27 protein-coding genes are annotated in these 22,932 nt (G+C 71.0%); 3 read left to right on the top strand and 24 right to left on the bottom strand.

All coding sequences use genetic code 11. From position 1 onward, the window contains the following. Positions 1-2: 2 nt before the first annotated feature. The 6 genes from resB to BMZ18_RS09725 are packed head-to-tail and all read right to left on the bottom strand — an operon-like array spanning position 3 to position 5,654. Positions 3-1,640, bottom strand: a complete 1,638-nt coding sequence (gene resB, locus BMZ18_RS09750) for a cytochrome c biogenesis protein ResB (protein WP_068365692.1) — start codon at positions 1,638-1,640, stop codon at positions 3-5. Positions 1,641-1,685: 45 nt separating this feature from the next. Then, a complete protein-coding gene (locus BMZ18_RS09745) occupies positions 1,686-2,480 on the bottom strand; it encodes a cytochrome c biogenesis CcdA family protein (protein ID WP_068104844.1) in 795 nt (264 codons plus the stop codon). Between the two features lie 18 nt (positions 2,481-2,498). Further along, positions 2,499-3,086, bottom strand: a complete 588-nt coding sequence (locus tag BMZ18_RS09740; RefSeq protein ID WP_139203910.1) for a TlpA family protein disulfide reductase — start codon at positions 3,084-3,086, stop codon at positions 2,499-2,501. 23 nt (positions 3,087-3,109) lie between these two features. Further along, a complete protein-coding gene (locus BMZ18_RS09735; RefSeq protein ID WP_068365690.1) occupies positions 3,110-3,775 on the bottom strand; it encodes a histidine phosphatase family protein in 666 nt (221 codons plus the stop codon). Further along, on the bottom strand, positions 3,772-5,106 hold the full coding sequence (gene hemL / locus BMZ18_RS09730) for a glutamate-1-semialdehyde 2,1-aminomutase (RefSeq protein WP_068365689.1): 1,335 nt from the start codon (positions 5,104-5,106) through the stop codon (positions 3,772-3,774). Before hemL ends, BMZ18_RS09735 begins: the two co-directional genes overlap by 4 nt. Positions 5,107-5,162: 56 nt before the next feature. Then, positions 5,163-5,654: a GNAT family N-acetyltransferase gene (locus tag BMZ18_RS09725; protein WP_068099467.1), complete on the bottom strand. Its 492-nt coding sequence runs from the start codon at positions 5,652-5,654 to the stop codon at positions 5,163-5,165. Between the two features lie 61 nt (positions 5,655-5,715). Here BMZ18_RS09725 and BMZ18_RS09720 point away from each other — a divergent pair, with 61 nt between their 5' ends. Beyond that, a complete protein-coding gene (locus BMZ18_RS09720; protein ID WP_068099466.1) occupies positions 5,716-7,689 on the top strand; it encodes an acyl-CoA dehydrogenase family protein in 1,974 nt (657 codons plus the stop codon). 31 nt (positions 7,690-7,720) lie between these two features. Here the strand turns inward: BMZ18_RS09720 and BMZ18_RS09715 are convergent, their stop codons facing one another. From BMZ18_RS09715 to BMZ18_RS09655, 14 genes are all read right to left on the bottom strand, one after another. After that, positions 7,721-7,996, bottom strand: a complete 276-nt coding sequence (locus BMZ18_RS09715; RefSeq protein WP_068099465.1) for a metal-sensitive transcriptional regulator — start codon at positions 7,994-7,996, stop codon at positions 7,721-7,723. Positions 7,997-8,021: 25 nt separating this feature from the next. Then, positions 8,022-8,294: a hypothetical protein gene (locus tag BMZ18_RS09710; RefSeq protein WP_139203904.1), complete on the bottom strand. Its 273-nt coding sequence runs from the start codon at positions 8,292-8,294 to the stop codon at positions 8,022-8,024. Then, positions 8,291-8,761, bottom strand: coding sequence for a transport-regulating membrane protein Mce1N (mce1N, locus tag BMZ18_RS09705; protein WP_074922153.1), 471 nt, complete (start codon positions 8,759-8,761; stop codon positions 8,291-8,293). Before mce1N ends, BMZ18_RS09710 begins: the two co-directional genes overlap by 4 nt. Next, positions 8,758-9,240 carry a hypothetical protein gene (locus tag BMZ18_RS09700; RefSeq protein WP_139203903.1) on the bottom strand — a complete coding sequence of 161 codons (483 nt, stop codon included), beginning with the start codon at positions 9,238-9,240 and terminating at the stop codon, positions 8,758-8,760. Before BMZ18_RS09700 ends, mce1N begins: the two co-directional genes overlap by 4 nt. Before the next feature lie 25 nt (positions 9,241-9,265). After that, positions 9,266-9,448, bottom strand: a complete 183-nt coding sequence (locus BMZ18_RS09695; protein WP_139203902.1) for a YfhO family protein — start codon at positions 9,446-9,448, stop codon at positions 9,266-9,268. Positions 9,449-9,556: 108 nt separating this feature from the next. Next, positions 9,557-9,691 carry a hypothetical protein gene (locus BMZ18_RS20165; RefSeq protein WP_256365921.1) on the bottom strand — a complete coding sequence of 45 codons (135 nt, stop codon included), beginning with the start codon at positions 9,689-9,691 and terminating at the stop codon, positions 9,557-9,559. 87 nt (positions 9,692-9,778) lie between these two features. Beyond that, positions 9,779-10,444 (bottom strand): hypothetical protein, encoded by a 666-nt coding sequence (locus BMZ18_RS09690; RefSeq protein WP_083400195.1) that lies wholly within the window; start codon positions 10,442-10,444, stop codon positions 9,779-9,781. Further along, on the bottom strand, positions 10,441-11,421 hold the full coding sequence (hemB, locus tag BMZ18_RS09685; protein WP_068099460.1) for a porphobilinogen synthase: 981 nt from the start codon (positions 11,419-11,421) through the stop codon (positions 10,441-10,443). Before hemB ends, BMZ18_RS09690 begins: the two co-directional genes overlap by 4 nt. A gap of 4 nt (positions 11,422-11,425) precedes the next feature. Continuing rightward, positions 11,426-12,991, bottom strand: coding sequence for a bifunctional uroporphyrinogen-III C-methyltransferase/uroporphyrinogen-III synthase (locus BMZ18_RS09680; RefSeq protein ID WP_068099459.1), 1,566 nt, complete (start codon positions 12,989-12,991; stop codon positions 11,426-11,428). Then, the gene (locus tag BMZ18_RS09675) at positions 12,988-13,173 is read right to left on the bottom strand and encodes a hypothetical protein (protein ID WP_139203901.1); all 186 of its coding nucleotides are present in this window, start codon (positions 13,171-13,173) and stop codon (positions 12,988-12,990) included. Before BMZ18_RS09675 ends, BMZ18_RS09680 begins: the two co-directional genes overlap by 4 nt. After that, on the bottom strand, positions 13,166-14,167 hold the full coding sequence (hemC, locus tag BMZ18_RS09670; RefSeq protein WP_068365910.1) for a hydroxymethylbilane synthase: 1,002 nt from the start codon (positions 14,165-14,167) through the stop codon (positions 13,166-13,168). Before hemC ends, BMZ18_RS09675 begins: the two co-directional genes overlap by 8 nt. Then, positions 14,164-15,552, bottom strand: coding sequence for a glutamyl-tRNA reductase (locus tag BMZ18_RS09665; protein WP_068104841.1), 1,389 nt, complete (start codon positions 15,550-15,552; stop codon positions 14,164-14,166). Before BMZ18_RS09665 ends, hemC begins: the two co-directional genes overlap by 4 nt. 7 nt (positions 15,553-15,559) lie before the next feature. Further along, the gene (locus BMZ18_RS09660; protein ID WP_068365909.1) at positions 15,560-16,486 is read right to left on the bottom strand and encodes a redox-sensing transcriptional repressor Rex; all 927 of its coding nucleotides are present in this window, start codon (positions 16,484-16,486) and stop codon (positions 15,560-15,562) included. A 207-nt stretch (positions 16,487-16,693) separates the two neighbouring features. Beyond that, complete coding sequence (locus BMZ18_RS09655; RefSeq protein WP_068099456.1) at positions 16,694-16,966, bottom strand: glutaredoxin family protein; 273 nt, start codon at positions 16,964-16,966, stop codon at positions 16,694-16,696. A gap of 240 nt (positions 16,967-17,206) precedes the next feature. On the opposite strand from BMZ18_RS09655, the gene BMZ18_RS09650 reads away from it, so the two are divergent. Beyond that, the gene (locus tag BMZ18_RS09650) at positions 17,207-18,145 is read left to right on the top strand and encodes an HAD family hydrolase (RefSeq protein WP_235606547.1); all 939 of its coding nucleotides are present in this window, start codon (positions 17,207-17,209) and stop codon (positions 18,143-18,145) included. Between the two features lie 13 nt (positions 18,146-18,158). Then, positions 18,159-19,649 (top strand): phytoene desaturase family protein, encoded by a 1,491-nt coding sequence (locus BMZ18_RS09645; protein ID WP_068365913.1) that lies wholly within the window; start codon positions 18,159-18,161, stop codon positions 19,647-19,649. Here the strand turns inward: BMZ18_RS09645 and BMZ18_RS09640 are convergent. The 4 genes from BMZ18_RS09640 to BMZ18_RS09625 all read right to left on the bottom strand — a co-directional run bounded on the left by BMZ18_RS09640 (position 19,646) and on the right by BMZ18_RS09625 (position 22,643). Beyond that, positions 19,646-20,170, bottom strand: a complete 525-nt coding sequence (locus tag BMZ18_RS09640) for a phenolic acid decarboxylase (protein ID WP_068099455.1) — start codon at positions 20,168-20,170, stop codon at positions 19,646-19,648. The genes BMZ18_RS09645 and BMZ18_RS09640 overlap by 4 nt on opposite strands. Further along, a complete protein-coding gene (locus tag BMZ18_RS09635; RefSeq protein ID WP_068099454.1) occupies positions 20,167-21,252 on the bottom strand; it encodes a lysophospholipid acyltransferase family protein in 1,086 nt (361 codons plus the stop codon). Before BMZ18_RS09635 ends, BMZ18_RS09640 begins: the two co-directional genes overlap by 4 nt. Continuing rightward, positions 21,249-22,358: an NAD-dependent epimerase/dehydratase family protein gene (locus BMZ18_RS09630; RefSeq protein ID WP_068365908.1), complete on the bottom strand. Its 1,110-nt coding sequence runs from the start codon at positions 22,356-22,358 to the stop codon at positions 21,249-21,251. Before BMZ18_RS09630 ends, BMZ18_RS09635 begins: the two co-directional genes overlap by 4 nt. Positions 22,359-22,541: 183 nt before the next feature. Next, the gene (locus BMZ18_RS09625; protein ID WP_003402602.1) at positions 22,542-22,643 is read right to left on the bottom strand and encodes a 30S ribosomal protein bS22; all 102 of its coding nucleotides are present in this window, start codon (positions 22,641-22,643) and stop codon (positions 22,542-22,544) included. Positions 22,644-22,932 lie beyond the last annotated feature (289 nt).

Below are 22,932 nucleotides of genomic sequence, written 5' to 3'. Positions count from 1 at the left end.
GACTACTCCTTCGTCGCGGTGTGCGGGGGCGCCGAGTCGGCGCTCAGCAGACGGTCGGCGAGGCGGTCGAACTCGTCGCCCCACCCGGCCTGATCGGTGCGTGCCAATCCGCCCAGCTCTACTACGGTACGTCGTGGATCGTCCGCCGGGTAGACGCGCACCCAGATCCGACGACGCTTGATCACCAGGGACACCACCAGACCGGCCATCATGGTCAGCGCCGTCACCAGCACCCAGGTCTGCGCCGGGTCGTGGCTGACCTGGAGATTGACGAACTCCTCGGCACCGTCGAAGCGCACCTGCGTGCCGTCGGCCAGGGTGGTCGACTCGCCCGGCGTGAGGTTCACCCGGTCCTGCTTGACCAGCCGCCCCTGCTCGACCAGCACCTGGCTGAGCGAGAACAACGACTGCGGGTTGCCGGTGTCGAGTCCGGTGTCGCCCTTGTAGATGTCGACGGCCACGGCCGGGTCGTTCGGCGCGGGGAAGCTGGACGAGAGCAGCGTGCCGTGGAACGACGCCGTCGGGGCGAACAGGCCCTCGATGGCGATCTGGTTCTTCCGTCGTTCGGTGCTGTCGGGGTAGAGCCCGCCGGGTGGATCGAATCGGTGGACGCCGGAGGACAGGAACGTGGTGCCGTCGGTCGGCTCCCACTGGACGGTCTCGGTGCGTGTCTCGCCGTTCGGGAACGTCACGGTGAATGTCGGGGCGTAGCCGTGGCCCTGCAGGTAGACGCGGTCACCGGCGACGCGCAGCGGGTGGTTGACCTGCAGGACGTCGTCCCGCCAGGTGTCGGTGACCAGGTCCGCGCCGGACTGGTACTCGATGTTCGAGGTGAACTGCTCGGCCTGCCCGTTGGGGAGATAGTCGGCACGGAAGTCCTTCACCCGCACGCACAGTGGGGTGAGTCCGGTGCCATCGATCAGGTTGCCGGCGCGGAACGAGTCGAACTGTGCGGGCGAGGTGGTGCAGATGCCCGGCCCGTCGTTGGCGATGACGACGACGTTGCCCTCGTAGCTGAACAACTTGCCCGCGGCGATCGCCACCAGCAGGCCCACCAACGACAGGTGGAAGACCAGGTTGCCCGCCTCGCGCAGGTACCCCTTCTCCGTCGACAGGGTGAGCGCCCCCGTCGATTCTTCGCGCCGCGCCGTGCGCCACCCGCGCATCCGCTCGGCGACGGAATCGAGCACCTCCGCGGGCGTGCCGTCGACCTCCGCCCTGCGATGGTGCGGGAGACGCGCGAGGTTGCGCGGCGTGGCGACGGGTGGGGTGCGCAGCGCCCGTGCGTGCTCGACGCAGCGCGGCAGGATGCAGCCGACGAGGGAGACGAACAGCAGAACGTAGACGGCCGTGAACCAGAAGCTGCCGAACACGTCGAACAGTTCGACCCGGTCCATCAGCGGGCCGAGGGTCGGTCGGTCGGCGATGTACTCGTCGACCTTGCCGGCGTTGAGGCTGCGCTGCGGCAACAACGCGCCGGGAATCGCGGCCAGCGCGAGGAGGAACAGGAGCACCAGCGCGGTGCGCATGGACGTCAACCCGCGCCAGGCGTTGCGGACGCCGGCCAGGGCCCGGCCGCCGACGGACTGCCGCGGCGGGCGCGGCTCGGCCGCCGGCCGGGACTCGATGTCTGTACTCATCTCACTTCTCGACTGTCTTCATCGTGTGCAACGTGCAGGGTGCGATCAGATGGGCAGGGTCGTGCCGGTCACGACGCCGTCGCGAATCCAGCTGACGAACACGTCCCACGCGCCCGTCACCAGGGCCACGCCGACCGCCACCAGCGTCACACCGCCGACGATCTGGACCGTGCGGGCATGGCGGCGCAGCCACCCCACCCCGCGCAGGGCGCTGACGGAGCCGAAGGCGAGGATCACGAACGGCAATCCCAGACCCAGGCAGTACGCCACGATGAGCACGACGCCGCGCGCGGCCGTGGATCCCTCGGTCCCGGCGGTCAGGGAGATGACGCCGGCGAGCGTCGGCCCCAGGCAGGGCGTCCATCCCAAGGCGAACACCCCGCCGAGCAGCGGTGCGCCGGCGATGCTGCCGATGCGGCGCGGCTCGAGTCGCGTGTCCCGCTGCAGAGCGGGGATCAGGCCGAGGAACACCAGGCCCATGGCGATGGTGACGACACCGCCGATGCGTTGCAGCAGTTCGCGATTGACCGCGAGCGCCGAGATCAGTCCGAACACCGACGCCGTGGCCAGGACGAACACCACGGTGAATCCCAGGACGAACAGACCCGCCGCCCCGGCCACCCGGGCGCGGCTGCGGACCGCCGTCGTCGTCGACCGCGCTTCCGAGGCGGTCACCGCGGGGGCGTCCGCACCGACGATGCCGGCGAGATAGGACAGGTAGCCCGGCACCAGCGGGACGACGCAGGGCGAGGCGAACGAGACCAGCCCGGCGAGCACGCACGCCCCCAGCGCGAGCAGCAGCGGCCCCGAGGCCGCGGCGGACTGGAACGCCTCACCCATGTCGGTCACCCATGCGTGTCACTCGCTACCGTCGGCCGGTTCCGCGGCGATGCGCTCCACGACGGGCTGCAGGTCGCTCGCGAGCAGTTCCGTCAGGAAGATCGCGGCAACGCGGTGCTCCCGGTCGAGAACGATCGTGGTGGGAACAACGGTGGTGGGGTAGTTCGCGCCGAGCGCGAGGAGGCTGCGGAAGCTGGGATCGTAGATCGACGGGTACCCGACGCCGTTGTCGACGACGAAGTCCTGCGCCTTGTCCTTCTGCAGGTCACGGACGTTGATGCCGAGGAACTGCACGCCCTGCTCGCGAGTGGCCTCGTAGACCTGCTCGAGGTCGCCGGCCTCCCCGCGGCACGGCCCGCACCACTGGCCCCAGATGTTGATCACGACGACCTGGTCTGGGAAGTCGGAGAGGGCGGTGGTCTTCCCCTCCTCCATGAGGTCCGGACCCTTCAGGTCCCCGACGGTGCCCCGGTCGGCCGGCGGGTCGTAGAAGATCGAGGTCTGCCCGCCCGGCGAGACGAACTCGAAGGTGCCGCCCTGCGCCACGGCGTCGGAGCCGGTGGCGCAGCCGGTGGCACCCACCGCGATCACCGCGGCCGCCAGCATCGGAGCGAGTGCGCGGAGCGGTCTCATGCGCCGGTCTGCCGAGGATCGGACTCGCCCGCCGGCTCCGAGTAGACGATGTCGACCAGGGTGTCGCCCTCGTAGATCAGCGACGTCAGCGAGGCCAGTCCGCACTGGCGGTGGCGCGGGTCGTGCCACAGGCGGTCGCCCTGAAGGAAACGGCGCAGCGTCCACACCGGCAGCTGATGGCTCACGCACACCGCCTCGTGCCCGACGGCGGCCACGCGGGCCGCGTTGACCGCGGCCAGCATCCGGTGCGCGATCTGCAGGTACGGCTCGCCCCACGACGGGGTGAACGGGTCCCGCAGCTTCCACCAGTGCCGCGGGCGGCGCAGGGCGCCGTCGCCCACCGCCACTTTGAGTCCCTCGAACTCGTTGCCGGCCTCGATCAGGTTCTCGTCGGTCTCGATGGCCAGTCCGAACGCCGACGCGAGGGGCGCGGCGGTCTCCTGCGCGCGTTGCAGGGGCGACGCGACGACGTGGGTGACGTCGTGACCGGCGAGGGCGTCCGCGACCTTGCGGGCCTGGGCCTGCCCGTTCTCCGACAGCCGGAAGTTCGGCAGACGGCCGTAGAGGATCCCGCCGGGGTTGTGGACCTCGCCGTGTCGCAGCACATGGACGATGGTTCGCGTGTCGGCGTGCGGGTGACTCTCGATGCTCGGCTCGGTCACGATGTCGGCTCCGTGGTGTCGGCCGCTGCACGCGCGGCGTGCGGGGCGGCGTCGGCGATGATGTCGAACGCGCGGTCGTCGAGGGCGGCCGAGACGAACCACGCCTCGAACGCGCTCGGCGGCGGGTACACCCCGCGCGCGAGCAGCGCATGGAAGAAGGCCGGGAACCGCCAGGTCTGCGCGGCCTTGGCACCCGCGTAGTCGGTCACCTCGTCCTCGGTGAAGAAGACGCTGACCATGTTGGCGGCGTACTGCACGCGGTGCGGCACACCCTCCGCGGTGAGCGCGTCCCCGAGGATCGTGCCGAGGCGCGTGGCGTTGGCGTCGAGGGCGGCGTAGACACCGGCGTCGGCGTGCCGCAGCGTCGTCAGGCCCGCGGCGACGGCCACGGGGTTCCCCGACAGCGTGCCCGCCTGGTAGACCGGGCCGGCCGGCGCGAGATGACTCATGACGTCGGCTCGCCCGCCGAACGCGGCGGCGGGCAACCCGCCGCTCATCACCTTGCCGAACGTGTACAGGTCACCGGCGACGCCGTCGACGCCGAACCATCCCGACGCGCTGACGCGGAACCCGGTCATCACCTCGTCGACGATCAACAGCGCGCCGTCGGCGGACGTCACACGCTTCAACCCCTCGTTGAAACCCGGCTGCGGGGCGATGGCGCCCATGTTGCCCGCGGCGGCCTCGGTGATGACGCAGGCGATCTCGCCGGGGTACTCGGCGAAGACGCGCTCGACGGCGTCGAGGTCGTTGTAGGGGACGACGATCGTGTCGGCGGCCTGCGCCCCGGTCACGCCCGGCGTGGTCGGCAGGCCGAGCGTCGCGACGCCCGATCCGGCGTCGGCGAGCAACGCGTCGACGTGGCCGTGGTAGCACCCGGCGAACTTCACGATCCTGGTGCGGCCGGTGAATCCCCGCGCCAATCGGACCGCGCTCATGGTCGCCTCTGTGCCCGAATTCACCAGACGAACCTCGTCCACGGGGTCGACGCGCCGCACGATCTCCTCGGCCAGCTCGATCTCGCCGAGAGTCGGCGCGCCGAAGGACAGGCCCGTCGAGGCCGCCTTCTGCACCGCCTCGACGACGGCGGGGTGCGCGTGTCCGAGGATCATCGGACCCCAGGAGGAGATGAGGTCGACGTACTCGGTGCCGTCGGCGTCGCGGAGGGTGTATCCGCTGGCCTCGGCCATGAACCGGGGGGTCCCGCCGACCGAGTGGAAGGCTCGGACGGGCGAGTTGACGCCACCCGGGATCACGGCGGACGCGCGCGTGAAGAGTGCGGCGGATCGGGCGGTGGACTGGTCGCTGTCGGGTCCGCTCGAAATGCTCACGTCCTCCAGTGTTTCACAAGGAACGGAGTGCTCCCCCGGCCGAACGAGCGGTCTACTCACTCGAGTAGTAGTTGCATCCAGGTCAGATCGAGCCACCGGCCGAACTTGACCCCCACCTGTGGCATCACCCCCACGACCTCGAAGTCGAACTTCTCGTGCAGGGCGATCGAGGTGGTGTTGGTCGACTCGATCCCCGCGACCATCGCATGCAGTCCGCCGGCGCGGGCGCGGGCGATCAACTCGCCCATCAGCGCGGTCGCCACCCCCCGGCGCAGGAAGCCGTCGGCGACGTAGACCGAGTTCTCCACGGTGAGCCGATAGCCCGATTTCGGGCGGTACTGCCCGTAGGAGGCGTACCCGGCGACGCGACCGTCGATCTCCGCGGTGAGCACCGCCATGCCCGCGTCGCGACGCCCGGCGAGCCACGCCTCGCGCTCGGTGAGGTCGACGGCGTCCTCGTCCCAGATGGCCGTCGTCTCGGCGATGGCGGCGTTGTGGACCAGCAGGATCTCGGGCAGATCGGCCCGCACGGTGTCACGAATCAGCACCGGGCGAAGGCTAGTGGGCCGAGTCACTCGCCGGGCGCCCCGGTTTTGGTTACCGTCGAGTATGACCACCACCGAATCCGCCGACACACTGGCAACGCACCTGCGTAGGACCCTCGACGGCCGCTGGCGCGACGTGCGCGAGCAGACGCGTGAGCAGCTCTCCCGGCACGAGTTCGCGCCGCACTACACGCCCAACACCGCGATCGCCCGCACCAAGGCGACCGAGCAACTGCGCATCCTCGCCGCGGCGGGTGCGGCGGAGTCCGGATTCGCGAAGTCGGTCGGCGGCACCGGTGACATCGGCGCCGCGGTGACCATGATCGAGATGCTCGCGATGTCCGACCTCTCGCTGATGGTCAAGGCGGGCGTGCAGTGGGGCCTGTTCGGCGGTGCCATCGAGAACCTCGGGACGCAGCGTCACCACGACGAGTTCATCAAGCCGTTGATCGACCTCGAGACGTTCGGCTGCTTCGCGATGACCGAGACGGGCCACGGCAGCGACGTCCAGTCCATCGGCACCACCGCGACGTACGACCGGGACACGCAGGAATTCGTGATCCACACCCCCGACAAGTCCTGTCGCAAGGACTACATCGGCGGCGCGGCCGAGGCCGCGAAGTACGCCGCCGTGTTCGCGCAGCTGATCACCGCCGGCCCCGGGGAGGAGCCGGAGAGCAAGGGCGTGCACTGCTTCGTGGTGCAGATCCGCGACGAGAACTTCGGCGAGGACCTGCCCGGCGTCACCACCTTCGACATCGGCTACAAGGGCGGTCTGCCCGGCGTCGACAACGGGCGCATCATGTTCGACCAGGTCCGCATCCCGCGGACGGCGATGCTGAACAGGATCGCCGACGTGGCCGAGGACGGCACCTACTCCTCCGAGATCGAGAACCCCAACCGGCGGTTCTTCACGATGCTCGGCACCCTCATCCGAGGACGCATCACGGTCGGCGGTTCGGCGGGTGCCGCCGCTCGGGTCGCCCTCACCATCGCCACGCAGTACGCGTTGCAGCGCAAGCAGTTCAGCGCGCCGGGCACCGACGAGGAAGTCACGATCATGGACTATCTCGTGCACCAGCGGCGCCTGCTGCCGCTGATCGCGAAGTCCTACGCCCTGCAGTTCGCCCAGAACGAGCTGGTGTCGAAGATGCACGACATCCAGAGCGCCGAAGATCCCGATGCCGACGAGCAGCGCGAACTGGAAGGCCGCGCCGCCGGCCTCAAGGCCGCCAACACCTGGCACGCCACCCGCGCGATCCAGGAATCGCGCGAGGCCTGCGGCGGCGCCGGCTACCTCGCCGAGAACCGCCTCATCGCGCTCAAGGCCGATTCCGACGTGTTCACCACGTTCGAGGGCGACAACGTGGTGTTGACCCAGCTCGTCGCCAAGGAACTGCTCACCGCGTACGCCCACGAGGTGCGGTCCTTCGGTGCCGCCGACTGGATGCGCTTCGCCGCCGAGACGGTCGGCGACGTCGTGAAGAAGCGCACCGCGGCCGCGCCGATCATCCAGACCCTCGTCGACAGCCGGCAGGACAACGAGGAGGAGGGCTCGCTGTTCAACCGCGGCACCCAGATCTCGATGTTCGAGGACCGCGAGGAGTACCTCATCTCCACCGCGGCCCGACGGCTCAACGGACTGTCCAAGAAGATGAGCCAGTTCGACGCGTTCAACATGGTGCAGGACCACATCCTGCACGCGGCCACCGCGCACATCGACCGCGTGATCCTCGAGGCCTTCGTCGCCGGCATCGACAACTGCGAGGACGACGACACCAAGGAACTCCTGGGCCAGGTGTGCGACCTCTACGCCCTGTCCGTGCTCGACGCGGACAAGGCCTGGTTCATCGAGCACCGGTACATCTCCACCGAACGCTCGAAGGCCATCACCCGCGGCATCAACGAGCGGTGCCGCACCCTGCGCCCGCACGCGCAGACGCTGATCGACGGCTTCGGCATCCCGGAGAACCTGCTCGGCGCCGCCATGCTGGCCGACGACGAGCCGGGTGAGGTGAAGGAGTCCGTCAGGACCTGATCGTCAGGAGCGCACCAGACGCGCAATGGCGTCAGCTTCTGACCAGACGCGCGATCGCGTCGCTCGCTTCCTTGACCTTCGCCTCCGCCTCGGGCCCACCCTCGCGGGCCGCGTCCACGACGCAGCCCGCGAGGTGGGCGTCGAGAAGCTTGAGCGACACGGACTGCAGAGCCTTGGTCACCGCCGAGACCTGGGTGAGGACGTCGATGCAGTAGCGGTCGTCCGCCACCATCCGCGAGATGCCGGCCACCTGGCCCTCGATGCGGCGCAGTCGCTTGAGGAGATCGTCCTGATCGAAGCTGCTCATGCCCCCACAGTACCCCCTGGGGGTATCAGGGGCGGGGTGACGAGGACACGCGGCGTCGCAGCCGCAGCAGCAGATGCACGCCCACCGCCGCGGCGACGACCGCGCCGGCCACCCACGGGCCGGACAGCTGCGTGAGGGTCCACTCGAACGTCGTCGATCCACCCGCGTCGGCGGGCAGGCGGACCGTCTCCGTGGTGGGAGTGGAGGTCACCCCGCGCTGCCACAGCAGGACGGCGGCGACGAACGCGACCACGACGCCCACGGCACGCACGGCCGCACTGCCTCCACGGCGCGTCACGGCCGCACCACGCTGGCCAGGTGCTCCCGCAGCGCCTCGTCGTCCTTCGCCCACGCCTGGACCAGGCCCTGCCCCCGCAGCCGCAACCCCACGGCCGTCCGCCCCCGCGGCACCCCGCTGAGCTCGCCCAGCACCCGCGCGCTCTGCCACTTCTCGAGGGTGTTGCCGTTCGCGACGTAGTCGGGCTCGGGGAACACCTCCGCGATGTCCGCGACGGCGACGTTCTCGGTGCCCTGCGTCAGCTCGTCGGGGGTGAGGACGACGGTCACGTGCCGACGGGCGGCGACGATCTGGATCGCCGTGAACCCCATGAGAACGACGGCGATGACCGCGAGAGCGACCCAGTGCACCACGGGGCCCGTGGTCAGCTCGACGATCAGGGCGACGAGGCAGAAGACGGGTCCCCAGGCCAGCGCACGCCACCGGGCTCCCCACTCCACGAACAGGGCGTTCTCGGGCGCGGTCACGGCGCGGTCCCCTCGTCCGCGGAGGGCGCGAACCACGCGGCAGCGCCCGGCCGGTAGACGAGCAGGGACGCGACGAGGAACGTCAGCGCGCCGACGGTGGCCAGCAGCGGGACGACGGCGAAGCCGATGAGCACCGACCCGAGCAGGAACAGCGCCGCGAGCGCGGACAGGACCATCAGAGCGCGGCGGAATCGCACGTCGCCGCGACGGCATGTGGGCCCGGCGAGGAAACCGACCGCGGCTCCGATCACCACGAACAACACCCCGACGGTACGCAGGACCGTCACCAGGCCGTCGGCGTCGGACGCGGTGCCGCCGCCGTCGACGATCTGCTCACGCAGCGTCGTGACCGGGAAGGTGAGGGACAGGAGGCCGAGCAGCAGCACCGCGACGGCTCCCACGATCCACGCGACGAGCGCGACGGTCACGAGAGTGGGGCGGCCGGTCGGGGCGGCGGTGGCGTCGGCGGGATCAGTCACGCCCACCATCCTGCCGAACGGCGGCTCACCCCAGAACGGCAGGCAGGAACACGACGGCGGCCATGAGCACGCCCGTCACCACGATGACCAGCAGCAGCCACAGTTCCCGGCGCCCGCTACGACAGGGCACGGTGTGCATGCGGTCGGTGTGCAGCAGGTTCGCGCGGTCGGGATTTGTCCGCTCGGTGCTCCCGGTGTTCGCGGTCAACGTGGTTCCTCCCCCGGCTCGCGCTCGTGTGACACCTGTCACGGTACACCGGGCAGAGCCCGGGGCAAAACCGGCGTCGACCCAGGTCAGGGGACGATCCGGCCGGAATCAGGCGGCCGAGAATCCACTTGCCACCACGAGGATCACCACCACCACGGCGGAGGACAGCAGGAGCAACGCGAAGATCTCCGCGGCCCACCGACGCCGTTCTCCGGGTTCCCGTCCGTACTCGAGTTGCGCCATTGCTACCTCCGCCGATACCGGGCCCGACCCGACATCAGCGTAACGCCACTGGTGTAACTCGTGTCACACCCGTCGCAGGCGTGTCGCCTACCCGCGGCGGCGGACGAAGAATTCCGTCGACTCGCGACGGTGCATGAGATAGACCGCTCCCGCGGCCGCCACGGCCTGCAGGATGCCGAGAATCGTGGTCACGACGGCGACCGTTCCGGACACCCCGCCGAGACCGAACAGGGACGGCAGCGTCGTCACCACGACCACCACCCCGATGCCGGTCAGCACCGCCCGCGCCCACAGCTTGCCGGCCCGCATCTTCCGCACCGTCAGCCAGACCAGCGCGGTGATCGCCGCGGCGAACAGCAGCGCGAAACCCATGGCCACGGTGAGGACGGTGTCCGCGGTCTCCGGCGCCAGAGCGAGGGACGGATCCTGCGCGGTGAGGTCGGTCATGAGCGCGTCGACGAAGACGGCACGGTCGGACCAGAGGGACCACAACCCGACGAGCATCGACGCGACACCGAGCCCGATCACCGCGATCCACAGGTGCCGCGCGGTCTCGACGTCGACGGGCGCGGCCTCCTCGGCGGCCGGACGACCGGGCCCGCCGGGAACGGGCGGCATCGCACCGGGCGGCACGCCCTCCGGATGCTGGTGCGGCACGCCCTCCGGATGCTGGTGCGGCACGCCCTCCGGATGCCGATGCGGCATGCTCTCCGGGTGCCAGCTCGGCGGGCCGAAGCGGGGGTCGTCGGTCATCGCGCCAACCGTTCCGCCACCTCGGTGGCCCAGTAGGTGAGGACGACGTCGGCCCCCGCGCGGCGGATGCCCAGGATCGACTCGTCGATGGCGGCCTCGCGGTCGATCCAGCCCCGCTCGGCGGCGGCGGTGATCATCGCGTACTCACCGGAGATCTGGTACGCCGCCACGGGAACCGGCGACGCGTCCGCGACCTCGCGCAGCACGTCGAGGTAGCTCATGGCGGGCTTGACCATGACCATGTCGGCGCCCTCGGCGATGTCGAGGTCCAACTCGCGGAGCGACTCCCGGCGGTTGGCGGCGTCCTGCTGGTAGGTGCGTCGATCCCCGCGGAGCGTGGAGCCGACGGCCTCGCGGAACGGTCCGTAGAACGCGGACGCGTACTTCGCGGTGTAGGCCAGCTGGCTCACGTCGGCGAACCCGGCGGTGTCCAGACCCTGCCGGATCGCGCCGATCTGCCCGTCCATCATTCCGCTCGGCCCCAGCATGTGCGCGCCCGATTCGGCCTGCGCCACCGCCATGTCGACGTACCGCACCAACGTCGCGTCGTTGTCGACACTGCCGTCGGCGGCGAGAACGCCGCAGTGGCCGTGGTCGGTGAACTCGTCGAGGCAGGTGTCCGCCATGACGACCGTGTCGTCCCCGAATTCGTCTCGCAGACGTCGCAGTCCGCGGTTGAGGATGCCGTCGGGGTCGGAGGCCTGCGTGCCCTCGCCGTCCTTGTCCTCGGGCTTGGGCACGCCGAAGAGCATCAGGCCGCCGACGCCCGCCCGCACCGCCCGCTCGCCGGCCGCGGCCAGCGAGTCCAGCGTGTGCTGGTGGACACCGGGCATCGACGAGATCTCGCGCGGCGCGTCGATGCCGTCGGCTACGAACATCGGCAGCACCAGATGCCGTGGCTCGAGCGAGGTCTCGGCCACGAGCCGCCGCACCGCGGGGGTGCGGCGGAGGCGACGGGGACGATCCACCGGAAACATCGGGTCAGCGCCGCCGCGACTTCTTGCGCGGGGGAGGCAGCGCACCCTCGGCACGCAGCCGCGCCGCGTGCTCGGCCAGCGCCTCGACCAGCGGACCGATCTGCGCCGTCTCCGGCTGGACGTCGACGCGCAGACCGAACTCGACGGCCGTCTCGGCGGTCTTCGGTCCGATGCAGGCGACCAGCGTGCGGGCGTGCGGCTTGCCGGCGATGCCGACGAGATTCCGCACGGTGGAGCTCGAGGTGAAGCACACCGCGTCGAACCCGCCGGTCTTGATCATCTCGCGCGTCTCCGCGGCGGGCGGTGCCGCACGAACGGTGCGGTAGGCGGTGACGTCGTCGATCTCCCATCCGCGCTCGCGCAGACCCTCCGCCAGCGTCTCCGTGGCGATGTCCGCACGCGGCAACAGCACTCGGTTGACCGGATCGAACACCTCGTCGTACGGCGGGAAGTCCTCGAGCAGCCCCAGCGAGCTCTGCTCACCGGAGGGCACCAGCTCGGGGTTGATGCCGAACGAGCGCACCTTGTCCGCCGTGGCCTCGCCGACGCAGGCGATCTTCACACCCGAGAACGCACGGGCGTCGAGACCGAACTCGGCGAACTTCTCCCACACCGCACGCACCGCGTTGGTGGAGGTGAACACCACCCACTGGTAACGACCGTCGACCAGGCCCTTGACCGACCGCTCCATCTGCGCCGGACTACGCGGCGGCTCGACGGCGATGGTGGGCACCTCGATCGGGATGGCGCCGTGGGTGACCAGACGATCGCTCATCTCCGCGGCCTGATCCTTGGTCCGCGGGACCAGCACCGTCCAGCCGTACAGTGCGCGAGACTCCCACCAGGACATCTTGTTCCGCTGCGAGACCACCTTGCCGACGGTCACCACCAGCGATCCGACCAGGTCCGACCCGGCGTCGTTCAGGGTGGCCAGCGTCGCCTCGACGGTGCGCTGCTGACGCGTGGTGCCGCGCACGGTGATCGCCACCGGGGTCTGCGGCGCGAGGCCGTGTTCGACCAGCGCGCTGGCGGTCTCGGCCAGGTGACCGGCGGTGGCGTGCAGCACCAGCGGGCCCGGCGCGGCGGCCAGCGACGCCCAGTTGACGTCGCCGCGCACGTCGGCCTCGGTGTGCTCGGAGCCCAGGGCCATCCCGGCGTAGCTCGGGACGGCGGAGCCGGCGGGCAGGCCGGGCACGACCTCGAACTGCACCGACGTCCGGGCCACGGCGGTGACCTCCGCGATCACCGAGTCGGTGGTCAGCGGATCACCGGAGACCAGGCGCACCACGTCGTGGCCGTTCTTCGCTTCGGCCACCAGGGTTTTCGCGACCTCGGCCGGCTCGCCGAGAGCCGGGCGGACGTCCACCCCGGTGTCCCCGTTCTCGTCGGCCGGACGGCGCACGGCCGACCCCACCGAGGCGACGACGCCCTGATCGACGTCGGGATCGGTGAACGCCAGCTCGGCGACGGCGAGCGCCTCGCGGGCCCGCACGGTCAGCAGCGCCGGGTCGCCGGGGCCGGATCCCACGAACAGGATCCGACCCGGGGTGTTCTTGCGGACTCGGCTCATCGTTGGTTCTCCAGTGCGTTGTTGCGGTAGCTGATCCGGATTTCGGTGGCGGGACCCCGTTTCGGGATCAACCGCGCGGTGGCGATCGTGTCGTGGGAGTCGCGGGTCCCGGAGGACCCACGTCCGGCGCGGCGGCGCGGTCCGTGACCGGCCGCGAGACGCAGGGCGCGAGGCTCAGGCATCGCCACTCCCGGTGGTGGTGCTCGACGCCGTCGGCGACGATGCGGGCTCGGTGACCTCGACGAGGTCACGGGCCCCGAGATCCAACAACTCTCGGGCCACGGACCGGCCCAGGCTCTCGGCGTCCGCCACGGACCCGACGGCCGACGCGCGCACCACGTCCGACCCGTCGACGGCTGCCGCGCAACCGCGGACGGACAGTTCCTCGATCACCCGGCCGTCGTCGTCGAGCGAGTCGACCACCTCGGCGATCGCACCCACCGGCGCGGTGCAGCCGGCCTCCAGTTCGGCGAGCAGCGCCCGCTCCGCGGTCACGGTGGCGCGCGCGGCGACGTCGTCGAGCTCGGCCAGCACGGCGGCGAGATCGGTGTCGTCGCTGCGACATTCGACCGCCAGGGCCCCCTGGGCGGGGGCGGGCAGGAACTGCACGGGCTCGAGTGCTTCGGTGACCACGTCCAGCCGATCGATGCGCGCGAGTCCGGCGCGGGCGACGACGACGGCGTCGAGATCGCCGGAGGTGACCTTGCCGATGCGGGTGTCGAGATTGCCCCGCAGCGGTCGGACGTCGAGACCCAGTCCGAGAGCACGCAATTGCGCGATCCGACGCGGCGCGGACGTACCGACGGTGGCGCCCGGCGGCAGTGCGCCCAGCACGAGGCCGTCCCGAGCGACGAGGGCGTCGCGCGGGTCCTCGCGCTGCGGGATCGCGGCCACGGTGAAGCGCGGGTCCTGCGCCGTCGGCAGATCCTTGTACGAGTGGACGGCGACGTCGATCGTGTTGTCCGCCAGCGCTTCTCGCAGCGCGGCGGTGAAGACGCCGACACCGATCTGCTGGACCGGCGCGGCCGACTTGTCGCCCGCGGTGGCCACGATCACCAGCTCGGTCTCGACTCCGGCCGCGGTGATGGCCGCGCGCACGGTCTCGGCCTGGGTGGTCGCCAGCAGACTGCCGCGCGTGCCGACGCGGATCACGCGCTTGTCCAGGGCGGCGGTCATTCCGTCACCTCGCGAGAGACGGTGAAGTCGTCGGCCAGTGCGGCACCGGGGTTCTCGGTGTCGACGGCGGCGACCTCCATCGGCGACGCCACGGCCTGGACGGTGGACGGCGAGAGTTCGAACAGCTCGCGCAGCGCCTCGGCGTAGGAGTCCCCGCCGGGCGTGGTGGCGAGCTGCTTGACCCGCACCGTGGGTGCGTGGAGCAGTTTGTCGACGACGCGTCGCACGGTGCGCGCCACCTCGTCGCGCTGGGGGTCGGCCAGGCCGGGGAGGCGGGAATCGAGACGCATCAGCTCCGCCTCGACCACCTCGGCCGCGCGCTGGCGCAGGGCGGTCACGGTGGGGGTGACCTCGGCGAGACGCTGACCCGACAGGTAGGCGGCGAGCTCGCGGGCGACGATGTCGCGGGCGGCCCGCTCGTCGGACGCCGCGGCGCCCGCGGCCGGATCGTGCTGGAGCGTGGCCATGTCGAGCACCGTCACCCCGGGCAGGCCGGCGACGGCGGGCTCGACGTCCCGCGGCAGACCGAGATCGCAGACGACCAGGGGCCGGTCGGCGGTGTCGCGGCGCGCGAGAGCGCGGTGTACGTCGGCGATGGTGACCACGGCACCCACCGCGCCGGTACAGGTGACGAGGACGTCGGCGTCGGCGACGGCGTCGGCCAGGTCGTCCAGCGTGACGGCGGCGGCCTCGACACCCGCCTCGGCGGCCGTCTCCGCGAGCCGTGCTCCGCGCGAGGCGGTGCGGTTGACCACGGTCACGGCCCCGATGCCGCCGCGGACCAGGTGCGCGACGGACAGACCGCCCATCGCGCCCGCGCCGAGCACCACGGCGCGGCGACCGGCGAGCGATCCGAGGACGTCGGCGGCCCGCTCGAGCGCGACGGAGACCACCGAGGCGCCGGCCTTGTCGATGCCGGTCTCCGAGTGGACCTTCTTGCCCACGCGCAGTGCCTGCTGGGCCAGTTCGTGCAGGGTGCGGCCCGACGCCTGCTGTGCGTCCGACGCCGCGTAGGCGGCCCGGATCTGACCGAGGATCTGCTGCTCGCCGACCACCATCGAGTCCAGACCACCGGCGACGGCGAAGAGGTGCTCGGCCGCGGCCTCGCTGTACCGCACGTAGGCGTGCTTGGTGAGCTCCGCGAGGTCCATGCCGGAGTGCTCCGACAGGAGGGCGCCGAGATCGGTCAGGGCGCCGTGGAAGGCGTCGACCACCGCGTAGACCTCCACGCGGTTGCAGGTCGAGACGATCATGACCTCGGAGACGTGCGAGGACGCCATGATCCGATCGGTGAGCTTCGGGCGGTCGGTGTCGCCGACGGCGACACGTTCGAGCACCGACACGGGAGCGCTGCGATGCGAGATCCCGAGGAGAAGAACACTCACGGAGGAATCACCGATCCGTTCTGCTGTGCGCCCCGACCGGAACACGGCCGGGATCGACTGGAGTGGCTGTGACGGTCGCGGCGTCCCGGCAGGTCGATCGGACCGGTCGAGGGCGCTGGGCCTTGTGGGCGTTGGCGAACGAGAGGATCTGCAACTCGACGGCGAGGTCGACGCGCCGCAGATCGACGTGCGGCGGCGTGACCGGATCGATCGACGCGAACGAGAGAATGCAGTCGATGCCGGCGTCGACGAGCGCGTCGACGGCGGACTGGGCGGCCACGTCGGGGGTGGCGACGACGCCGACGGTCGCACCGAGCTCGGCGGCCGCGGACACGAGGTCGCGGGCGTGCCGCACCGTCAGATCGCGGTACCCGTCCATCGCGGTTCCGACCGACACGGTGGTGCCCACCACGTCGGGGGCGACGTCGAACAGTCCGACCAGGGTGAAGCCGCGACGGGCGAAGCCCTCGTACCCGATCAGGGCGGACCCGAGATTTCCGAGCCCGACCAGCACCACCCGGTGCCCGCGGTCGAGACCCAGCGCCAGTTCGATGCGGGCCCGCAGGCGTGCGACGTCGTAGCCGACACCACGCACACCCATGGGTCCGAGGAAGGAGAGGTCCTTGCGCAGCGTCGCGGATCCGACGCCCGACGCGACGGCGAGATCCTCGCTCGACACCACCAGGACCCGGCGCTCGGCGACCGCAGCGAGGACCCGGAGATAGTCGGCCAGACGGGTGACCGTAGCCTTGGGGATCGACGGAGTCGCTGGGGGCGATTCAGCCTTGGGGATCGACGGAGTCGCTGGGGGCGATTCAGCCTTGGGGATCGACGGAGCCGCGGGAGCAGCGGACGTGTCGTGCTGCTGACGGCGGACACCGCTCGCGGTGGTCCGCGCGGTCTCGTCGCCGGGGTTCCGGCGGTCAGCGGTCACGTCGATGACTCCTCGCACGGTGTTCGCGCAGGCCGGTGGGCACGAGCGATCCCCGTGGTCACCGCTCGCGCCGGGAGGTCACCGACCCCTTGACTCGATGTCCACGGTAACCGCTTGTGAACGTATGAACAAAGTCGCCGACGCGTGTGCTAGGGTGCCGCCCCCTCCGACACGCTTCCGCGACCGGATGGCGCCGTTCGGGACGGGTCAGCCCGCGGCGTCGGCCCCCAGATCGCGGCGCAACCGGGCCACGTCGACGTCCCAGTAGCTGTGCTCGCGGCCGTCGAGCAGCACCACCGGAAGCCGGTCTCCGTACTCCGCCCGCAGGTCAGGGTCCCGATCCGCTGCCTCGTCGACGTCGACGGAGTCCAACGCGACGTCCAGTTCCGCACAGAGCGGACGCAGAACCGCCATCGCCCCGTCGCACGCGCCGCAGCCCGCGCGTGTCAGCAATGTCACCGTGTGTCGACCGACCGTCATGGGCCCATTCTCTCGTGACGGGGTACGCCGCGACTAGGCTGGTCGCGTCGTGCGGCGGCGACGGCGTGAGTCGCTGCCGCGACGGTGTCGACGAGTCGCGCGGCCGCGACCGCGTCGACGAGTCGCTACCGCGACGGACGAGACCAGGGGGAGGTGCGCATGGCCGATCAGGACGAGCCCGAGATTCTCGACGACTCCCGCGATCGTCGCCGGGTCGACCCGGCCGGCGCGCGCGATCGGATGGCCCGCCGCATCCGCAATCCCTTCGGTCCGACGGCCGCGCAGATCCGCGCCACCCTCGCCGGAGAGGCGAGCGCGGACGCCGCCATCGCGCTGCAGGCCGAGGCGAAGGACGCCGCCGCGGCCCGGGATGCCGCCGACGGCGACGACGACCGTCCGAGCCCCGTCCCCCGCGACCTGACCGCGGCGGCGTTCTTCGACGTCGACAACACGATGGTGCAGGGCGCGTCGATCATCCACTTCGCCCGCGGCCTCGCGGCGCGCAAGTACATCACCACCAAGGACATCACCCAGTTCGCCTGGCAGCAGGTGAAGTTCCGCGTCAGCGGCAAGGAGAACCTCGGCGACGTCGACACCGGCCGTGCCAAGGCGCTGTCCTTCGTCGAGGGCCGCTCGACCGCGGAGATCGTGCGACTCGGCGAGGAGATCTACGACGAGATCATCGCCGACCGCATCTGGGCCGGTACGCGGGCGCTGGCCCAGATGCACCTCGACGCGGGTCAGCAGGTGTGGCTCGTGACGGCGACTCCGGTGGAACTCGCGTCGATCATCGCGTCCAGGCTCGGGTTCACCGGTGCCCTCGGCACCGTCGCCGAGAGCGAGAACGGCGTGTTCACCGGCCGTCTGGTCGGAGACATCCTGCACGGCCGCGGCAAGGCGCACGCCGTCCGCACGCTCGCCGTCCGGGAGGGCCTCGATCTGCGGCGGTGCACCGCGTACTCCGATTCGTACAACGACGTCCCGATGCTCTCGCTGGTCGGCACGGCCGTCGCCGTCAATCCCGACGCCGACCTGCGCGAGCTGGCGAAGAACCGCGGCTGGGAGGTTCGGGACTTCCGCACCGGACGCAAGGCCGCCAAGATCGGCGTGCCGACCGCGCTCGCGCTGGGTGCCGTCGGCGGCGGCGTCGCGGCGGTGCTGGGTCGCAAGCAATCGTGACGCGCGTGCTGCCGTGACGCGCGCCGTCGTCGTCGGCGCCGGGGTGGGCGGGCTCGCCGCCGCCGCCCGCCTGTCCCACGGCGGGTACGACGTCACCGTGCTCGAGCAGTCGGCCGACCTCGGCGGCAAGCTCGGAATCGTCCGCCGGGACGGCTTCGTCTTCGACACCGGGCCGTCGCTGGTCACCATGCCGCACGTCCTGCGGGCCGTGTTCGACGACACCGGCGGCCCCGCCGACCTGCCGCTCGAGCGACTGCCCGTCGCGTGCCGCTACCGGTTCCCCGACGGCACGGTGCTGACCATGCCCGGCCACGCGGAGCGGATCCCGGACGCTCTCGACGCCGCCCTGGGGGCGGGCGCGGGAGAGCAGTGGAGTGCGTTCTCCGCACGGGCCGAACGGATTTGGGACGCCACCCACGCCGCATTCCTCGAGTCGTCCATCGGCCCGCGCGAGCTGATCACCCTCGGACGCCGGGTCGGGGACGTGCGCACCATCGCGCCGTGGTCGAGTCTGCGCGGCCTCGGCGCGCGGTACCTGACGGACCCGCGACTGCGCATGATGCTGGACCGATACGCCACGTACACCGGCTCGGATCCGCGGCGTGCGCCCGCCGCGCTGGCCACCGTGCCCCACGTCGAACAGCGGTGGGGGTCCTGGCACGTGCCGGGTGGGCTGCACCGGATCGCGGAGGCGTTGGCGGACCGAGCCCGACTGTGCGGCACGGACATTCGGACGTCGGTGACGGTCACCGGCATCGCCACCGAGGGAGGGCGGGTCCGCGGGGTCCACACCACCGCCGGCACCGTCGACGCCGACGTGGTGATCGCGAACGCGGACGCCGAGCAGGTGTACCGCGACCTGCTGCCTCCGTCCCGACGCACCGCTCTCACCCGACGGCGGATCGGGGCCACCACGCCCAGCCTGTCCGGCTTCGTGGTGCTGCTCGCCCTGCGTGGCCGCGATCCGGACACCCCGCACCACCGCATCCTGTTTCCCGAGCACTACGACGACGAGTTCGACGCTGTCTTCGGAACCCGTTCGCGCGCAGCGCATCCCGCCGCGGACCCCACCGTCTACGTCAGCGCGCCGAACGATCCGGCGCTGCGTCCGAACGAGGACTCCGAGGCGTGGTTCGTCCTGGTGAACGCGGCTCGTCACGGCCGCGGCTCGCGCGCGCTGGTGGACTGGGACGCACCCGGTCTCGCGGAGACCTACGCCGACCGCATCCTGTCGATCATGGCCGCCCGCGGCGTCGACGTCCGCGACCGCGTGCTGTGGCGGCAGATCCTCTCACCCGCCGATCTGGAGCGCCGCACCATGACGCCCGGCGGGTCGATCTACGGCACGTCGTCGAACGGTGCGCTGGCCGCATTCCTGCGCCCCGCCAACCGATCTCCCGTGGACGGGCTGTTCCTCGTGGGCGGCTCGTCCCATCCGGGCGGCGGTCTGCCGTTGGTGACCCTCTCGGCCGAGATAGTGGACCGGATGGTGCGGTCGCGCTAGTTCGTCCGGTCGGCGAAGCCGGCGGGCAGGTCGCCCGGGGCGGTGTCGATCACGGTCTCGTCGTTCTCGCCGACGTGCTCGAACACCGTGACGTGCGCGAACTCCGGCACCACATAGATCGGGTAGGTGGGGCCGGCGTCGCGGTAACGACGCATCTCGTCGAGGTGGTCGTTCTGGTACAGGACGGTCTTGTCCCCGTCGAGCTCGATCCAGTGCGGGAAGAAGATCGTGCCGTGCAGCACTCGCTGCTCGGGCACCACGGTGACGACGACGTTCGTGCCGGTGGGCTCGGTCCAGGAGATCTTGAAGACGCCGGGTGCCAGGGCGACCAGGTCGACGTCCTGGTCCTTCACCCAGCGACCCCCGACGTGACCGGAGTGGATCCGGTAATCGATGGTGGTCGCGTTCTTGACGTACATCTCGTACTGCCAGCCGTTGGCGTACGTGTAGATCATCCGGTGGCCGACCAGACCGGAGAGGTCCTGCGGCGGAACGGGATCGGAGACCGACGTCGGCCTCATCCCAGGAACACCCCGCGCCGACGGGTCAGCAGGCGGTAGAGCGTCTGCTGGATGGTCTCGCGGACGTGGTCGGTGACCTCGAAGAGCTCCATCGGATCGTCCGCCGCGGCGGGTGAGAACTGGTCCGTGCGAATGGGTTCGCCGAACTCGATGTACCACTTCGACGGCAGCGGGATCAGACCCAGCGGACCGAAGTGCGGGAACAGCGGGGTCACCGGGAAGTACGGCAGACCCAGCACGCGCGCCAGCGTGGTCAGATCGCCGATCTTCGGATAGATCTCCTCCGAGCCGACGATCGAGCACGGGATGATCGGGGTCTGGGTCCGAAGCGCGGCCGAGACGAACCCGCCGCGTCCGAACCGCTGCAGCTTGTACCGCTCGCTGAACGGCTTGCCGATCCCCTTGAAGCCCTCCGGGAACACCGCGACCACCTCGCCGCCGCGCAGCAACCGCTCGGCGTCGGGCTGGCAGGCCAGGGTGTGTCCGGCACGGCGCGCGACCGTGCCCACCAGCGGCGTCTCGAAGGCCAGATCGGCGGCGAGCATGCGAAGCGCACGCTTCTGCGGGTGGTGGTCGCGCATGGCGACGGACGCCATCAGACCGTCGATGGGGATGACGCCCGCGTGGTTGGAGACCACCAGGGCGCCGCCCGTCGCGGGGACGTTCTCGATCCCGCGGACCTCGACGCGGAACCACTTGTCGAACAACGGCCGCAGCGCGGGCAGCCACACGTTGTCGGCGAAGTGCGGGTCGTAGCCGAACTCGTCCACCTCGTAGTCCCCGGACAGCCGGGTACGCAGGAAATCGGCGCCGCCCGACACCCGCTCGGCGACCGCGCGGCGCAGCGCGTCGAGAGCCGACGACGTGCGCTCGGCCGCGTCGTCCGGGACCCGCTCGGCGAGGACCGGCACCGGGGGTGTGTCGAGGCGCGGACCGACGACGGGCGCGTCGGTGTAGGCCGACGGATGGCGGCCGCGGACGTCCTCGGGCGTGCTGCCGGACGCCGTTCGCCCCGACCGTGCCGGACGCCCCGACCGTGCTGCCGACCCGCGAAGCGGAATCACCTTCGCCACCCCGCTCACCGCCCCGCCGCCACGGATCGCATCGGAGCGGGCCGGGCGGCCCGGGCGGCATCGACACCGAGCAGCGCGAGCAGGCGCGCCTCGGCGGCGTCGATCCACTCCCGTCGCACGACGGGCGTCAGAGCCACCCCTCGGACGAAGTCGTCGAACGCCTGCATCGTCGTCCACCTCGGGGTGAATCCCAGCACGGTCTTCATGCGCGTCGTGTCCACCCCGCAGCCGAAGTTGAAGTAGTCGAGTTGTTCCTCGGAGAAGCCGCGCATGAGCGACCCCATCACCGCCTTGCCCGTCGTGCGGAACAGCGCCGGAGGGACCGGCACCTCGATGCGCCCGGCACGTCGGATGGCCTGCGAGAGCATGACGATGCCGTCGGCCGCCACGTTGAACGTGCCCGCCGGCCCGGCGACGGTGGCCCGTTCCAGCGCCGCGAGAGCGTCTTCCTCGTGGAGCAGTTGCATTCGTGCATCCCGCCCCAGCACCGACGGCGTGAGCGGCGAGGTCAGGTACCGCGAGACCGCGCCGTTGAGCCGCGGACCGATCATGGGCGCGTTGCGCAGAATGGTCACGTCCACGTCGGGACGACGACGGCCGAGCCCACGGGCGTACCCCTCGGTCTCCACCGCGTCGCGCGCGAATCCACCGCGCAGCCGCGATTTCGACCCCATCTCCTCGGTGAACTGGGCGGGGTCCTTGGCGCTGCACCCGTACACGGCGGTCGACGAGCGGAGCACCACCCGCCGCACCGACGGTGACTTCTGGCAGACGGCGAACAACTGCATCGCGCCGAGGACGTTGAGGTCCTTCATGACGGTGCGCCCACCGCCGCCGGGCGGCCGGGAGATGAGCGAGGCGTGCACCACGGTGTCGACCTCGCTGCTGCGAATGACCTTGCCGATGAGCGGGTTCCTGATGTCGGCGCGCACGAACTCGGCGCGGCCCATCCGTCGGATCATGTCCTTGGTCGGGGCGACGGCGTCGACGGCGATCACGCGTTCGACCGACGGATTCTGCGCCAGCCGCGCCGTGAGGTAGCCGCCGAGGAAGCGGCTGGCGCCGGTCACCAGAACGACGCGCGGCGCGGCCGAGGCACGGCTGTCATCGCTCACCGATCTCACCCCGACTCGCTCGTGATCCTCGTCCTACCCGTCCGGACCATCGTGTCACGGGTCGCCGATCCGCGCTGTGGACTCGGCCACAGACCGCGCCCCGGAGGACCCGACGAACGACTCTGCCCGTGCACCTCGAGGTGCACGGGCAGAGTCGGCGCGGCGGCTACCGCCGCGGGAAGATCACTTGCCGAGTTTCCTGCGCTGAACGCGAGTGCGGCGCAGCAGCTTGCGGTGCTTCTTCTTCGACATGCGCTTGCGGCGCTTCTTGATCACTGAACCCATGCGGGTGTCCTCGCGTTCTTCTGGTCGTATCGGTCGGCAGCGTGTGCTGCTGCGCACGGCGGGGCGGCGCACCCGACGAGGGTGCGCACAACGGCGCAGGGGCTGTCCGCACGCGCGTGTGCAGCCCCATCATAAACCGGCAGGCAGTGCTCACCCGAATCGGGTGAGCGGACCCGGCGGGCCGCGCGCCTAGCTGTAGTGACCTGAGAGGTTGTTGACGGCGTGCCGTCTTGAAATGGGGAGGACCTCCTGGCGGAGTGGATGTGTCTGGCATCTATCCGTAGGAGGT

It is taken from the genome of Rhodococcoides kroppenstedtii (assembly GCF_900111805.1).
In the GTDB taxonomy this organism is placed as follows: domain Bacteria; phylum Actinomycetota; class Actinomycetes; order Mycobacteriales; family Mycobacteriaceae; genus Rhodococcoides; species Rhodococcoides kroppenstedtii.
The sequence above is the reverse complement of the archived record's forward strand: the minus strand, read 5'-3'. Positions and strand labels throughout refer to the sequence as shown.

Coding starts and splice junctions, on each gene's coding strand:
- BMZ18_RS09640 (WP_068099455.1), bottom strand. CDS start 20,170: ATGAGGCCGACGTCGGTCTCCGATCCCGTTCCGCCGCAGGACCTCTCC.
- BMZ18_RS09680 (WP_068099459.1), bottom strand. CDS start 12,991: ATGAGCCGAGTCCGCAAGAACACCCCGGGTCGGATCCTGTTCGTGGGA.
- BMZ18_RS09625 (WP_003402602.1), bottom strand. CDS start 22,643: ATGGGTTCAGTGATCAAGAAGCGCCGCAAGCGCATGTCGAAGAAGAAG.
- BMZ18_RS09690 (WP_083400195.1), bottom strand. CDS start 10,444: ATGACCGACGACCCCCGCTTCGGCCCGCCGAGCTGGCACCCGGAGAGC.
- BMZ18_RS09720 (WP_068099466.1), top strand. CDS start 5,716: ATGACCACCACCGAATCCGCCGACACACTGGCAACGCACCTGCGTAGG.
- hemC (WP_068365910.1), bottom strand. CDS start 14,167: ATGACCGCCGCCCTGGACAAGCGCGTGATCCGCGTCGGCACGCGCGGC.
- hemB (WP_068099460.1), bottom strand. CDS start 11,421: ATGTTTCCGGTGGATCGTCCCCGTCGCCTCCGCCGCACCCCCGCGGTG.
- resB (WP_068365692.1), bottom strand. CDS start 1,640: ATGAGTACAGACATCGAGTCCCGGCCGGCGGCCGAGCCGCGCCCGCCG.
- BMZ18_RS09675 (WP_139203901.1), bottom strand. CDS start 13,173: ATGCCTGAGCCTCGCGCCCTGCGTCTCGCGGCCGGTCACGGACCGCGC.
- BMZ18_RS20165 (WP_256365921.1), bottom strand. CDS start 9,691: ATGGCGCAACTCGAGTACGGACGGGAACCCGGAGAACGGCGTCGGTGG.
- BMZ18_RS09715 (WP_068099465.1), bottom strand. CDS start 7,996: ATGAGCAGCTTCGATCAGGACGATCTCCTCAAGCGACTGCGCCGCATC.
- BMZ18_RS09650 (WP_235606547.1), top strand. CDS start 17,207: ATGGCCCGCCGCATCCGCAATCCCTTCGGTCCGACGGCCGCGCAGATC.
- BMZ18_RS09655 (WP_068099456.1), bottom strand. CDS start 16,966: ATGACGGTCGGTCGACACACGGTGACATTGCTGACACGCGCGGGCTGC.
- BMZ18_RS09745 (WP_068104844.1), bottom strand. CDS start 2,480: ATGGGTGAGGCGTTCCAGTCCGCCGCGGCCTCGGGGCCGCTGCTGCTC.
- BMZ18_RS09740 (WP_139203910.1), bottom strand. CDS start 3,086: ATGCTGGCGGCCGCGGTGATCGCGGTGGGTGCCACCGGCTGCGCCACC.